Source organism: Kamptonema animale CS-326 (assembly GCF_028330895.1).
In the GTDB taxonomy this organism is placed as follows: domain Bacteria; phylum Cyanobacteriota; class Cyanobacteriia; order Cyanobacteriales; family Microcoleaceae; genus Kamptonema; species Kamptonema formosum.
In genome coordinates, this window is sequence record NZ_JAQMUA010000076.1 from 30,515 (window position 1) to 46,464 (window position 15,950).

Genomic DNA, 15,950 nt, shown 5'->3' on the forward strand with positions numbered 1-15,950 from the left:
TACTTTATAACTAGCGAATGGCTTTGCGTTGAGTCATCTTTAATTTTTGAAGACCAGTGGCTTGAAGTTGTTTTTCGCGCCCGAACTGGTGCTGTTTTTCGGCAGCAGTTACTATCTGAGCTAACTGGGAGATTTTGATGTCTGGCTGAGCGACAATTTCGTGCAGCAGTTTTTGATAATATCCCGCCATCCGGGTAATAGTAGTTGCGTCAAATAAGGCAGTTTTATACTCAAAATATCCCTGAATTCCTGTGGGTGTTTCTACGATCTCAAGTTTGAGATCGTGTCGCGCCATGCCGTTATTAACTTCCATGGCGCTAAAAGTTAATCCAGGAAACTCCAATGCTTGTAGTGGGGAATTTTGGAGGACGAACCACACTTGAAAGAGCGGGTTATAACTAGAATTACGCTCCGGTTGTAACTCCTCTAATATCTTTTCTACAGGTAACTCTTGATGGGCAAAGGCTCCTAAAGCCATTTCACGCACCCGTTCTAGTAATTCTCGAAAACTTGGGTTGCCACTCAAATTGGTTCGCAAAATTAAGGTATTGACAAAAAAACCAATTATCTTTTCTATTTCGGAGCGATTACGATTGGCAATGGGGGAACCCACTACGATATCTTCTTGATTGATGTAGCAGTACAGTAAAGTTTTAAATGCAGCTAACAACGTCATAAATAACGTAACGCCTTCTCGCTGTGAGAGCAAGGAAATCCCCTCTGCCAAATCTTTATCGATTTTCAAAGATTGAATTGCACCCCGATAATTTTGTACGGCTGGGCGCGGACGATCGCAAGGTAATTTTATCAAAGTCGGAAGGTCAGCAAGTTGCTGCTTCCAGTAGGAAATTTGGCTTTCTAACACCTCTCTAGATAGCCGATTTCGCTGCCAAATAGCAAAGTCTGCATACTGGATTTTAATTGCGGAAAGCTGCGATTCCTTCTCATTCAAAAAAGCTGCATATAGTGTTGCTATTTCTTCCAAAAGTATTCCTATTGACCAAGCATCGGAAATAATATGGTGCATGGTTACTAAAAGAATGTGTTCGGTTTCTTCTATCCGCAACACTTTCACCCGCAATAGTGGCAATTTGCTTAAATCAAAAAGTTTTTGTACTTCCTCAAAAACTAACCGTTGCGCTTCTTCCTCTCGCGCCATTTGAGAAATTTCTCGCAGATCGACAATTGGGATTGTCAAGGAATAAGAAGGTTCGATTTCCTGAACTGGTTCCTCATTCACTACTCTAAATGTAGTTCGTAATGACTCATGTCGCCTTACAACTTCGTTAAAACATTGCTGCAACACTAGGCAATTCAGTTGACCTTTTAGCCTTACAGCGAGGGGAATATTGTAAGTTGCAGTACCGGGATTTAATTGCTCTAATAACCACAATCGTTGTTGGGCAAAAGAAAGAGCAAAAACGTCAGGCTTAAGAGCCTCTTTTTGGAGAAGCTGCGTCAAAACAGATCGCTTTTCTGGCAGTGATAACTTCGTAATATACTGGCTATTAATCATCGATAAACCTCTACTTTTGCTAACAAATTATTCAGTAAGTTATCTACTTCTGGCTCTGAGAGTTCAGGGAGTTGAGCCAATAGTTTTTCTACTGCTTGATATCCTCTTTCTATTGGTTCGATCCTGTTTTCTATAGGCTTATGCCCCTGTTTCACTGCTAAAGCTAATCCCGCCACAGTGGGAGTTTCAAATAGGGTACACAGGGGTAATTCTACTTGAAATGCTGGGCGCAACTGAGAGATTACTTGAGTTGCTAGGAGCGAGTGTCCTCCTAATTCAAAGAAATTATCGCTAATACCCACCTCTTGAATACCAAGAAGTTGCTGCCAGATTTCAGCAATTGTTTGCTCAGCGCTATCGCGAGGTGCAATATAATTAGTTCCCAAGTTAGGGCGCTCGTGAGTTACTTTGGAAAAGCTCACTTGCGCGAATTCTTCCTCCAAAAACCTGACGGAATTTGTGCGCTTGATAACAGCTTGTAAATCTTGGGTTGAGACTATTACCTGAGACAAGGAAGTTTGCAGAATTCGGCTCAAAGCTTCTACGCCTTCTTCAGGTAAAATACCCTGTTTGAGATTATCTTCTCGCTGCTTTTGAAGTTGAGCGGGTAGAGTGGTATTGACTGCCATACCAACCTCTTGCCAAGTATCCCAGTTAATGGATACTACTAAGGAGCCATTCTTGCCATTTTTGTGGGAAGCAAAGGCATCTAGAAAAGCATTAGCGGCGCAATAATCTACCTGTCCCCATCCACCCACAATAGCATTTAATGAAGAGCAAAGTAGGAAAAAATCTAACTTCACATCTTTAAATAAAGCATCCAGTACCAAAGTTCCTTTAACTTTAGATTCGAGAACTCTGGCGATCGCTTCTGGGGTTTTGAGTTGAATCATTCCCCCTCCGGGAATTCCGGCTGCGTGAATAACGCCACAAATCTCACCGAATTGCTCTCTCGCCTCAGTTATCACTGCTTGCATTCGATCGAGATTGGCGACATTGGTGCTTTTAACTAAGACTTCCGAACCTAATTTTTCCAAGCTTTGTATTGCCTGGATTTTGCAGCTTATTGCGTCCTCTATACCGTATTTTTCTAGCCACTGTTCCCAGTCTTTTCGCTCAGGTAGAGGCGATCGCCCGACTAAAATTAGTTTGGCTTTTACAGTCTGAGCAAGATATTTAGCTATGCTCAAACCAATGCCACCTAATCCACCCGTTATTAGATAAGTACCGCCTTTCTGTAACTGCATTCGATCGGCTTGTCCTGCTTCTAGCAAAGCTGGCTCAAAAGTCTGTACCCAGCGAGAATTCCCTCGATAAGCAATGACTAGATCGGAGGAGTTATTAGTCAGTTCCGCTATCAGTTGAGAAATGACAATTGCTGCCATTTTTGTTTCTAATTCTGGGAGAGCGATATCAATATTGCGACAGATGATGTTCGGGTATTCTTGCGGAATTACCTTGCAAGGCCCTAGTACAGTTGCTTGCTCTGGATTAAGCGCTGATTCGCCGAAGAGGTCGTGCATCCGCTCGGAAATGATGCCTATTTCTAGAGTCTTGTTTGCATACAGAGCGCCCCAGGCTTGGGCAAGATGTAGTAGGCTCCAAAACCCTAAGTTCTCTGCATCTTGGGCAGGTTTTATTCCCCATAAGTGTATAATTTTTTGGGGAGTTTTACCCAGCACTTCCAGTTCTTTTAGCAGCAGATTGTAGTCGGAATAATGCTGATAGTTAATGGTATAAATTCCCGCTTTGACAAGGGCAAATTCTGTACCGGAAATCACCGCGATCGCATCTTGTCCATTTGCTTCTAATTCTTTGAGAATGCTAGCACCAAGCCCGTAAGAGTCTGCGAATACTAACCAGCAAAACTTGCGATCTTGCTTCTGATTTAGCAAGGGCGATCGTTTCCATGAGGGAAGATAAAACCATTCAGCAATATTTGACTTTTTGCCGAGTAAAGGTGCGCTCGGTTTGCTTTCTATTTGGGGCTCAATCCAGTAGCGTTGGCGCTGGAAAGGATAGGTAGGTAAGGGAATTCGACGGCGCTTTTGATCTCGATAAAATCCCGACCAATTTATCTGGACTCCAGCTATCCACAGGCGACCTAGGGTATTGAGTAAAAATGCTCGATCTGATTGGGAATCCTGGGGATGACGCAGAGAAGTTAGTACAACTCCTTTAGCGGAAATCTCCTGCTGCTTGGCGAAGGTACTTAGGGTTCGTCCCGGGCCAATTTCTAATAGTATTTGCTCTGGCTTTTGTAAGAGTTGAGCGATGCCCTCGCTAAAGCGGACTGTTTGCCGTAGATGGCGTATCCAGTAATTTGCATCAGTTGCTTGTATAGCACTAATCCAAGTTCCTGTAACGTTAGAGATAAAAGGAATTGTTGGAGCCTTAAGCGCGATCTTTGCTAACAGTTTGCTGAAGGGTTCAAGGATCGATTCTACCATCTGGGAATGAAAGGCGTGAGAAGTGTGTAAAATCCGATTGCTTACACCTAGTTCAGTTAGCTGGTTTTGCAATTGGGCGATCGCGTCGGTTTCCCCTGCCACCACACACAAAGAGGGCCCATTGATCGCAGCCAAAGAAAGTCTGCCATTTAGCAAGCGATGTACCTCTGTTGCCGGCAGCGAAACGGTGAGCATCGCCCCAGCAGGCAATTGCTGCATCAGCCGCCCGCGAGCAGCTACCAACTCCAGCGCCTCTTCTAGAGAGAAAACGCCTGCGAGGGTTGCAGCTACGTACTCGCCAATGCTGTGACCGATCGCGGCCGCTGGATACACGCCCCACGCCATCCACAATTGCGCGATCGCATACTCGATCGTGAAAAGGGCTGGTTGCGCGATCGCTGTCTGTTGTAAATCAGCGGTTCCTTCGCCATAAAGCACGTCCCGCAGATCCAGCCCCAAATGGGGTTTTAGGAGTTCGCAGCAGCGATCGATCTGCTGCTGGAAAATTGGCTCAGTTTGGTAAAGTTCCCTGCCCATATTTGCATACTGGGAACCTTGTCCCGGAAACATAAAGGCAACTGAGCGATCGCTAGATTCCTGAATTTGAGTGAAAACGCGATCGGGGGTAGAAATGGCGATCGCAGCATCTTCTCCGTCACGACAAACGAGCATCCGCCGATAATTGAAAGCCTTTCGACCAACCTGAAGCGTGTAAGCCACATCTGCCAGGTTGAGATCGCAATGCTGCTTTAAATATGCCGCTAAATTTGCAGTTGCACTATCAAGCGCAGCCCTAGTTTTTGCCGATAAAACTAATAGTTGATATTCTCTCCCCTGCTCGATATCTCCCCTGCTCCCCTGCTCTAAATTAGGAGCTTCTTCCAGCACTACATGAACATTTGTCCCCCCAATTCCGAAGGAACTTACTCCCGCTCTTCGAGGGGTAGAAAGTCTTTCCCATTTTGCCAGGGCTGTATTAACATAAAATGGGCTATTTTCAAAATCAATCTGAGGATTAGGCTCTTGAAAATGCAAGCTGGGAGGTATTTCTTGGTGTTGGAGAGCGAGGACTGTTTTAATCAAGCCCGCAACGCCTGATGCTGTATCTAAATGACCGATATTAGTTTTTAAAGAGCCAATCGCGCAGAAATATTTTTTATCAGTTTGCTCGCTAAAAACTTGGGTTAAAGCTGCCATTTCAATCGGATCGCCAAGAGACGTACCAGTGCCGTGCGCTTCAATATAACTAATCGTTTCTGGACTCACTTCTGCCACAGTTTGAGCCATTTTTACGACCTGAGCTTGTCCATCAATTCGGGGAGCAGTGTAGCTAACTTTCAAAGAGCCATCGTTATTAATAGCTGAACCTTTAATAACAGCGTAAATGGTATCACCATCCGCCATCGCCTCCTCCAACCGCTTCAATACCACAATTCCCGCTCCTCTGCCGCTCACCGTACCTTGCGCCGCTGCATCAAAAGCGCGGCACTTTCCGTCAGGCGAAAAAATTCCTCCTTCTTGATAGAAATAACCCGCTTTTTGAGGCAATCCAATGGAAACACCTCCTGCTAAAGCCAGATCGCATTCCCCGCTTAATAAGCTCTGGCAAGCTAAATGAACTGCCGTTAATGATGTAGAACAAGCAGTTTGAACGTTGAGACTTGGCCCCTGTAAATTTAATTTGTAAGAAACGCGAGTTGTCAGAAAATCTTTATCATTTGCCAGAAACATTTGATAAGGATTGACAGCGGAAAGATTGCGGTTATTTAGCAGATGAGTTAAATAATAGCTACTCATACTCGCCCCTGCATAAACTCCGATTGCACCTTGATAGTTTTCAGGATTATAGCCAGCACTTTCGAGCGCTTCCCAAGCACATTCTAAAAAAATACGGTGTTGAGGGTCGGTAATTTCCGCTTCTCTAGGATTGAATCCAAAGAAGTCGGCATCAAATTCTTCAATGCCGTCAAGAATAGCGGCAGCTTTTACATAATTTGGGTCTTTCAGTGCCGCTGAATTCACCCCTGTTGCCAGCACTTCTTCATCGGTAAACACAGAAATTGACTCGATTCCCTTTCGCAAATTTTGCCAAAATTCCTCAATATTTTTCGCTCCCGGAAAACGTCCCGCCATACCGACGATGGCGATTTCTAATCCCGTTTTTTCTGTCATTTCCTGCTTAACTGCTATTGGATTATTCATTTGCCCTCCTTTTCTGTCCGTTTCCTTTGCTCAAGACGCTGTTTAAGTCGAGATTTACCTGCCGTTAGTTGCTGGCTGCGATCGTCTGTTTCTTCTCGTAAAAGTCCCGGCTTTGCTTGACTTAAACGCTCTGCTAGAGAGTAAACAGTTGGATATCTGAACAATTCGATAATTGATAAGTCACTTGAGAACATTTGCCGGAGTTGGCTATGAATTCTAATCGCCAATAATGAATGACCGCCTAAGTCGAAAAAGTTATCATTAATGCCTACTTTGTCGAGATTAAGGATCTGCTGCCAAATGGTAGCAATTTTCCGCTCGATTTCATTACTTGGCATCACAAAATCAACAGTAGTTTCCGAAGGAGTGATAGCGGGATTCGGGAGCAATTTTCGATCTATTTTACCATTGGGTGTTAGTGGTAATTGCTCCAGAAATACGCAGACAGCCGGAACCATATAATCGGGCAATTTCTCTTTTAAAAACTGGCGAAGTTCCCTGCTGGCTGGTGGCGATTCCCCGTTAGCAACAACATAAGCAGCTAGATATTTATCCCCCGGTCGCTCCTCGCGAACAGTAATTGCAGCTTGCTGTATGCTTTGGTGCGTGAGAATTGCCGACTCGATTTCGCCTAATTCGATGCGAAAACCGCGAAGCTTTACCTGATGGTCAATGCGACCGATAAATTCAATATTACCATCGGGTAAATAGCGCGCTAAATCTCCTGTTTTGTACAGCCATTTTTCAGCCGCACTTTTGCCTTCGGCAAAGGGATTGGAGATGAATTTTTCACTGGTCAACTCCGGTCGATTTAGATAACCTCTCCCTAATCCTATACCGCCTATGTGCAGTTCGCCAGCAACCCCAATCGGCACTGGTTTTAAGTAGGGATCTAAGAGATAAATTTGAGTGTTGGCAATGGGACGACCGATGGGGACAATTCCCGGATAGCGCTCGCGCCCACAAGCCCAAAAAGTTACATCTACAGCCGCTTCTGTGGGGCCATAAAGATTATGCAATTCGGCATTGAGACGACTAAAAAATCGGTCTTGGAGTTCAAATGGTAGCGCCTCGCCGCTACAAATAACGCGCTTGAGGCAATTGCAAGCTGACAGTGCTGGTTCTTCTAAAAATAGTTGCAGCATGGAGGGAACAAAGTGCAGCGTAGTGATACGATCGCTAGCAATAACTTGGGCTAAATAGGCGCTATCTCGATGACCTTCCGGCTTTGCTAATACCAGTCGCGCTCCCACTATTAAGGGCCAGAAAAATTCCCAGACGGAGACATCGAAGCTCAAGGGAGTCTTCTGCAAAACGCGATCGGTTGCAGTTAATTTGTAGGCATCCTGCATCCACAACAAGCGATTACAAATTCCTTGGTGGGTGTTCATTGCGCCTTTGGGTTTTCCAGTCGAGCCTGATGTGTAAATGACGTAAGCCAGGTTTTCCGGGGTGACTGTGGTATTGGGGTTGTCTTCGCGATCGCGCCCGATCGCATTCCAGTCTGCATCTAGATAAATCGCGCGATCGCCCACTGCTGACAGCTTTTCCTTCAGGTGCTGTTGAGTTAACAACACTGGCGTTTGCGCGTCTTCTAGCATGAAAGCTAAACGTTCCGGCGGATAGCCTGGATCTAGAGGCACGTAAGCACCGCCCGCTTTGAGGATGCCCAAGAGCCCCACCACCAACTCCAGCGATCGCTCCGCACAAATACCCACCAAAACCTCTGGCCCTACGCCCCGCCGCTGCAAGTAATGGGCGAGTTGATTCGCCCGACGGTTGAGTTCGCGATAGGTTAAGTGTTCGCCCTCAAATACGGCCGCGATCGCATCTGGCGTGCGTTCCACCTGTGCTTCCCATAATTGATGAAGGCAGAAGTGTTGCGGATAGTCAGTTGCAGTATGATTCCACTCCACTAATACTTGATGTTGCTCTTCTGGGGAAAGTAGCGATCGCGTCTCGTAACGCTCAAAGGGTGCTTGCGCCATTGCGGCCAAAGCGCGATCGTAGTAACCACCTACAGCCTGAATTTGTTCCTCACCAAACTCTGCGGCATCATATTGAAGCGTTAGATTTAGTTGAGTTGAAAAAGCATTTACGCTGAAATTTGCCATCAAGGGAAAGTTAGTTTCTTCAAAAAACTTTTCCTCTAAAATTTGAACATTTTTAAACGCTTTAAGGCTTTGGTAGACGTGAAAATGGACAAAATTAAACGCCGTTTCAAATAAAGGCTGACCGCCCATATTTTTCTGGATTTCTGCTAAGGGGTAGCGGCGGTGTGGCAGCAATTCCCCCTCGGCTTCAAACACTGCTCGTACTAAATCTATCCAAGTACCTCCCGATAGTTGCAAGCGCAAGGGTAAAGTATTGAGGAAAAGTCCCAGAACGCGATCGCCACCCATTTGTTCTGGTCGTCCATTACTGACCAAACCTGTGAGAACATCTGATTCGCCACTTAACAGACTCAAGACTCGCAAATGGGCAGCCAGCAAAACGCTTTTAACGGGTACACCTGCGGATTGAGCCAGTTGTTTAAGTCTTGGATAAAGTTCGGGTTCTAAGGTTAATTCAAAACTCCGAACTTGTCTAAATTCTGATTGTTTTAATGACCAGCGATATAGCTTAGCGATCGTGCAGCCGCTCAACTTTTGCGTCCAGTATTGCTGAGAGTCACCACTAGCAATATTTGCTCGTTCCAACGCCACAAAATCACGGAACTGAATATTTAGATAAGGTGAACTGTAATCAACTTCCTCGCCCAATCTTGATAAATAGTGACCAAACAACTCTGTCAGCATCGAAGCCACACTCCACCCATCTAAAATTACGTGGTGAAAGCTCAAATTTAGTTGCCAAATCTCTGCATTAAGGCAGTGAATGTGAAAACGCAATAAGGGCGGTTGCTCCCAATTAAACGGTCGTTTTTTTTCTGCTTCTAACCAACGATCGATCGCCTCTTTCTGGTCAGAATTAGAAAGCTGGCGTAAGTCCTCAATCTGCAAGGGAATCTCAACATTTTCATAAACTAATTGCAGCGGTTCGCTGAAGCCGCTGAGATGAAACGAAGTCCGCAGCACCGCATGGCTGTTAGCTAAATGTTGGAGGGAATTTTGAAATGCTTCGAGGTCTAAAGGAGCTTTGAGGCGAAAGCTAAAGATGTCATGATAAGTAGCGCTTTTCTGACTGTACTCGCTCCAAAAAAGCATTCCTAATTGTAGCAGAGCAAGAGGATAAGCATCTTCTACACCATCTGGTAAAAGTTCTCGCTCTGCTGGGGAGATCAAACTAAATGGTTGACTTATTTCCAGCTTAATGCTATTGTTTTTTTCCGAATTTATTGCTTCAATAATATCGCAAATTGTTTGATATTGAAACTGTTGTTGCACCGAGAAACTCAAACCTCGTTCTCGTGCTAAGGACTGCACCTGAATGCTGCGAATAGAATCTCCACCAACGGTAAAGAAGTTATCATGAATACCAACCTTTTCTAATCCCAGGACTTGCGCCCAGATCTCCGCTAAAAGCTTTTCAGATGTAGTACGAGGAGATTGATAATTTTCCTCTAATTCAGGTCGTGCTAAATCCGGTGCGGGTAGCGATCGCCGATCTAATTTGCCATTAATTGTCAGTGGCAAAGCAGCCAAAATTACAAAGGCCACCGGCACCATATAGTCTGGTAGCTTTTCTTTTAGAAAACTACGCAATCCTCCCACCGTCAAAGAGTGTTCTGGATGCGCTACTGCATAAGCTACTAAACGTTGATCTCCGGGACGATCTTCGCGCACCAAAACCACCGCTTCGCGCACCCCTGGGTGTTTCGCTAGTAACGCTTCAATTTCTCCTAATTCGATACGGAAGCCCCGAATCTTAACTTGGTCATCAATTCTTCCTAAATACTCAATATCGCCATTCGCCAAGTAACGCGCTAAGTCGCCAGATTTATACAACCGCGCCTCTGGATTGTCACTAAAAGGATTAGAAATAAACCTTTCAGCAGTGAGTTCTGGACGGTTGAGATAGCCTCGCGCTACGCCAGCACCACCAACATACATCTCACCAGGAATACCAATAGGTAAAGGTTGTTGATTGCGATCGAGCAAATATACTTGTAAATCAGGAATTGGACAACCAATAACGCTAGCTGTAGTACTTAAATCAGCAATTTTTAGCGGTCGATAAGTGACATGAACAGTGGTTTCCGTAATTCCATACATATTAACTAATTGCGGCAATCGATCGCCGTGACGCTCAAACCAAGATTTCAAGCTTTGCAACTCTAAAGCTTCCCCCCCAAAGATTACTAAGCGCAAGTTAAAATCGGGGTTAATGCCTAAAGATGATTCTGCTTTCATGAGTTGGCGAAAAGCGGAAGGAGTTTGATTGAGAATAGTAACTTTTTCTTGGCACAACAACTGATAAAAAGCTTCAGGCGATCGCGTAACTAAATAAGGCACTATTACCAGTCGTCCGCCATAAATTAAAGCTCCCCAAATTTCCCAAACTGAAAAGTCAAAAGCATAAGAATGGAAAAGTGTCCAGACATCTCGCTCATTGAACTGATACCAAGATTGTGTAGAAGTAAATAGGCGAACGACATTTGCATGGGGGACTAAAACGCCTTTAGGTTTGCCAGTGGAACCGGAAGTGTAAATAACATAAGCGAGGTTTTCTACTGCGACATCGCTGTTGAGGTTTTCCTCGCTTTCTCGTACGATAATTTGCCAATCTGCATCCAGACAAACCACTCTAGCTGGAGATGTTGGCAACATTTCTAAAAGTTGCTGCTGAGTTAAAATCACTGACATGGCAGCGTCTTCTAACATGAAAGCAAGGCGATCGCAAGGGTTCGCGGGATCGAGGGGTACATACGCGCCACCCGCTTTGAGAATGCCAAGAATCCCAACGATAGTTTCTAGCGATCGCTCTACACAAATTCCCACTAGCACCTCTGGTTTTACGCCGAGTTTTTGCAAGTAGTGAGCCAGTTGATTGGCACGAGAATTGAGTTCTTGATAAGTCAATTTTTGCTCTGCAAATACCAAGGCTACTGCATCAGGATTTAGTTCTACTTGAGCCTCAAATAGTTGATGAAGGCAAGCTAGTTTTTCTGGGTTGCGATCGTCCTGCGTTCCTCTGTTCGACCACTCCATTAAGAGTTGATACCGTTCTCTTTCACTCAGCAAGGGTAACTTATCAATCTGCTGATTTGGATTAACAACAATAGCTCCTAGTAAGGTCTGAAAATGTTCTGCCATCCGGCTAATAGTATCAGCATCGAACAAGTCGGTATTGTATTCAAAATATCCTTTTATTCCCTCGGCTGTGCTTTCTAAAGATAAAGTTAAGTCAAATTTTGAAGTTTGAGTTTCTACACTCAATCGAGTCAAATTTAAGTCAGAAAGCTCTAGATTAGGCAAAGGTGTATTTTGCAGAACAAACATGACTTGAAATAGTGGCGTATAGCTTAAAGAACGCTCTGGTTGTAAAGCATCTACCAATTGCTCGAAGGGAATATCTTGATGGGCGTAAGCTTCTAGTGCTACGTTCCGAACGCGCTCTAATACCTGTGTAAATGTGGGGTTGTTTGACAAGTCAGATCGCAGCACGAGCGTATTAACAAAAAAGCCGATTAATCCTTCAATTTCTGCACGATTACGATTGGCAACAGGCGTACCCACCAGAACATCAGTTTGGTTAGAATAACGGTAAAGCAATATCTGAAATGCCGCTAAGAGCGCCATAAACAGAGTAACTCCCGCTTGCCTGCTAAAATTAGCGATGTCTGCGCTCAATTCCTGAGATAAGCTGACAGTTTGATGCGCTCCTTGGAACGTTTGAATAGCTGGGCGCGGGCGATTAGTTGGCAATTCTAGCAACGTGGGAGCACCTGCAAGTTGTTGCTTCCAGTAGGATAATTGCACTGCTAATACTTCACCAGTAAACCATTGCCGCTGCCAAACTGCAAAGTCAGCATACTGAATTGGTAAAGGGCTTAATTCTGGAGAATTACCAATACAAAAAGCTTGATAAAGAGTTGCAAATTCCTCAGCGAATATCCCCATTGACCAACCATCAGCAATAATGTGGTGAATAGTTAGTAGCAAGACATTTTCTGTTGCCGCTAGATGTAGCAATGTAACGCGAATTAAAGGCTCTAGCTCTAAATTAAAAGGTTTCCGAGCTTCTGCTGTGGTTAATCGCTGAATTTCCCCAGAGCGATCGCATTCTGGCAAGTTTTGCAAGTCCACTAATGACAGCTTAATATTCAGGTTGGCAGCAATAATCTGAACAGCTTGCCCATCTCTCGTTGCCAAATTAGTACGTAAAACTTCGTGGCGATTGATAATTTCCTCAATGCTTTTTTCAAGAGCATTGATATTTAATTTTCCCTGAAAATACACTGCGGCTGGAATATTATAAAAAGCATTTCCCGGTTCTAATTTTTCTAAAAACCACAGCCGAGTTTGTGCAAAAGATAGAGGCATTTCTCTATCTCTGGCAATTGCCACTATCGGTGGAGCCTTAACAGCTTGTCCTTGTCGCAATGCTGTCTCAATACAGTCAGCAAAACTTGCAACAGTTGGTTGTTCAAATAGGCGGCGTAATGGCAATTCTAGTCCAAAAGTTGTCCGAACTCGCGAGATTAGTTGAGTGGCGAGCAAAGAATGTCCACCGAGTTCAAAAAAGTTATTGTTAATACCGACTTTCTCGACTCTTAAAATATCAGCCCAGCTTCCTGCTAGCATCTCCTCAATTGGAGTCCGAGGAGCGATAAAAGTAGCTTCTAATTCGGTACGCGACATCTCAGGTGCCGGTAGAGCACGGCGATCGACTTTACCATTTGGTGTTAATGGCAATTTATCTAGTATCACAAAGGCAGCAGGCAGCATATATTCTGGCAGTTTTTGTTTTAAATAACTGCGAAAATTGCTGGTAAGGCTTGAAATTTCAAAACAAGTGCTTTCACTTTCTATCTTCTCCCTTTTGCCTCCTCCTTCCTGCAAAATAATATAAGCTACTAAACGTTTTTCGCCGGGATGATCTTCGCGAACTAACACCAAATTTGAATGCACGGCTGGGTGTTTTTGCAATACGGCCTCAATTTCTCCTAATTCGATACGAAAGCCGCGAATTTTTACCTGCTGGTCGATGCGACCTAGAAATTCGATATTACCGTCGGGTGAGTAACGAGCCAAGTCGCCAGTTTTATAGAGGCGAGAACCTGATTTGTTATTAAAAGGATTGGGAATAAAGCGATCGCTTGTTAGTTCGGGTCGGTTGAGATAGCCCCGCGCTAAACCAGCACCACCAATGTATAATTCTCCGGGTACACCGATCGGGACAAGCTGTTTTTGGGCATCTAGAATATAGACCTGCGTGTTGGCAATGGGCCGACCGATGGACGGTGGCTCGTTACCCCCTTTTTTCACTAAAGTATATGTGGAATAGGTGGTGTCTTCGGAAGGCCCATAAAGGTTGAAGACCTGTTGGACTGTGTTGTGTTCATACACCTGCTGTACGAGTTTATTGGGAAGGGGTTCACCCGCCAGGTTGACAGTGCGGACAGAAGAAGGTATGCCTTCCATTCTCACTAACTGTGCGATCGCAGAGGGAACGGTATTGATCAGCGTGACATCATGGGCGGCGGACAATGTGGGCAAATGCAATGCGTTCTCTGCCAGAATGACTTTGCCACCCCAACTGAGGGGAACAAACAGCTCAAAGACTGACAGATCGAAGCAAATAGAGGTTGAGGCCAAGACTCCAGCGAGATCCTCTGAAGTAAAAACCTGTCTTGCCCAATCCAATAGAGCAACTGCGTTGCGGTGCTCGATCGCTACTCCCTTGGGTTTACCAGTAGAACCGGAGGTGTAGATGACATAAGCGAGGTTATCGAACTTCACTTCACTGATTAGATTTGCCTCGTTTTGTCGCTCTATGATTTCCCAGTCTGTGTCCAGACAAACGATACGCCCTTGATGTTTGGGAAGAGATTTCACCAACCGCCCCTGAGTCAGCAGCACTGGTACTTGGGCATCTTGTAACATGAAAGCCAAACGCTCTGGGGGGTACGCTGGATCTAACGGCACATAAGCCCCGCCAGCTTTGAGAATGCCCAGCAGTCCCACCACCATTTCTAGCGATCGCTCTACACAGATACCCACCATTACTTCAGGGCTTACACCCACATTGTGGAGATGATGTGCTAGCTGATTTGCTCGTTGATTCAGCTCTTTATAGGTAAGCTGCTTGTCTTCAAAAACTAGGGCAATAGCGTCAGGCGATCGCTCAACTTGAGCTTCAAACAACTGGTGTATACAAACATCTTTGGGATAATCAGTTTCGGTATTATTCCCGGTGGCTAATTCCTGCCTTTCAAGCTCAGTTAAGAGGGGCAACTCGGCAATTTTAGTCTCTGGAGCGCTAACAATTCCTGCTAATAATGTTTGAAAATGTCCGATAAACCGCTGAATTGTTGCCTTTTCAAATAAATCAGTATTATATTCGACCCAGCCGACAATTTCCCCTGTTGTTTCTAATAGGTGTAGCGATAAGTCAAACGGTGTCATCATGCTGTCAATTTCCAGCAATTTCAGCGTCAAACCAGAAAGCTCTAGCGGTGGCATCGGTGCATTGTGCATCACAAACATCACTTGAAAAAGTGGCGTATAGCTAAGATTGCGATCGGGCTGCAATTCTTCAACCAATTTTTCAAACGGTAAATCTTGATGCGCGTAAGCTTCTAAAGCTACTTTACGAACTCGCTCTAATAATTGTACAAATGTGGGATTATCTGCCAGATTTGTCCGCAATACGACGGTATTGACAAATAAGCCAATGAGCTGTTCTAACTCAGCTCGCTTGCGATTGGCAACGGGAGTTCCAACTAGAATATCATCTCTATCTGAGTAGCGGGAAAGCACAATTTGAAAGGCTGCTAACAATGTCATAAACACCGTGAGATTCTTTTGCAAGCTCAGAGTTTTTAGTGCTAATGCCAAGTCTTTAGACAATGAAAAATATTGCTTGCAACCGCGAAAAGATTGAGCCAGAGGGCGCGGTCGATCGCTGGGCAATTCTAATAAGGGTGGCGCTCCAGTTAGCTGCTGTTTCCAGTAATTTAGTTGCGTTTCTAATACCTTCCCTTGCATCCAATCTCGCTGCCAAATTGCAAAGTCAGCGTACTGGATTGAAAGTTCAGTAAGTGGTGAAGGTTTGCCATTGCCAAAAGCCTCATAAAGTGCTGCTAGTTCGCGAACAATTACCCCTTGCGACCAACCATCGGCAATGATATGGTGCATGGTCAGCAATAATACATATTCTTCATCGTTTAGCTGGATTAAAGTCAGCCTTAGTAAGGGTAGTTGGGTAAGGTTGAAATATCGCTGAGCGTCCTCAGTGGCTAACTGTTGAATCTCTAATTCTTGCTCTGTTTGCGATCGCGATCGCAAATCAATAACAGGTAGTGATAGCGTAAAACTAGGCCTAATAACCTGTACGATGTCTTCTTCGATTTTTGTAAAAGTCGTTCGCAAAACTTCGTGACGGCGCACTATTTCGTTAAAGCTTTGTTCGAGAGCAGTAATATTAAGCTGCCCTGTGAGCCTTACAGCGGTAGAGTGATTGTAGAAAGGATTGCCAGTTTCTAACTGGTCGAGAATCCACATCCGCTGCTGACCAAAAGATACGGGCAATACAAATACTTCTGTTTGCGAAGCCATTTCCTCATCTCGATTTTTGGTGGAAAACTGATTAGAAAAATGCACCGTCATTGTCTTAGT

3 protein-coding genes are annotated in these 15,950 nt (G+C 44.7%); all 3 read right to left on the reverse strand.

Annotated elements, in window-relative coordinates; all coding sequences use genetic code 11:
* Positions 1–10: 10 nt before the first annotated feature.
* From PN499_RS04545 to PN499_RS04555, 3 genes are read right to left on the reverse strand one after another with little or no spacing between them, the layout of a single operon-like run.
* Positions 11–1,516 carry a condensation domain-containing protein gene (locus tag PN499_RS04545; RefSeq protein WP_272030493.1) on the reverse strand — a complete coding sequence of 502 codons (1,506 nt, stop codon included), beginning with the start codon at positions 1,514–1,516 and terminating at the stop codon, positions 11–13.
* The gene (locus PN499_RS04550) at positions 1,513–6,168 is read right to left on the reverse strand and encodes a type I polyketide synthase (protein ID WP_272030494.1); all 4,656 of its coding nucleotides are present in this window, start codon (positions 6,166–6,168) and stop codon (positions 1,513–1,515) included. The genes PN499_RS04545 and PN499_RS04550 overlap by 4 nt, the downstream gene beginning before the upstream one ends.
* Positions 6,165–15,941 (reverse strand): non-ribosomal peptide synthetase, encoded by a 9,777-nt coding sequence (locus PN499_RS04555; RefSeq protein ID WP_272030496.1) that lies wholly within the window; start codon positions 15,939–15,941, stop codon positions 6,165–6,167. The genes PN499_RS04550 and PN499_RS04555 overlap by 4 nt, the downstream gene beginning before the upstream one ends.
* Between the last annotated feature and the right edge of the window lie 9 nt (positions 15,942–15,950).

Excerpts from the sequence above, each read along its gene's own strand:
- PN499_RS04545 (WP_272030493.1), bottom strand. The coding sequence starts at position 1,516 with ATGATTAATAGCCAGTATATTACGAAGTTATCACTGCCAGAAAAGCGA.
- PN499_RS04550 (WP_272030494.1), bottom strand. The coding sequence starts at position 6,168 with ATGAATAATCCAATAGCAGTTAAGCAGGAAATGACAGAAAAAACGGGA.
- PN499_RS04555 (WP_272030496.1), bottom strand. The coding sequence starts at position 15,941 with ATGACGGTGCATTTTTCTAATCAGTTTTCCACCAAAAATCGAGATGAG.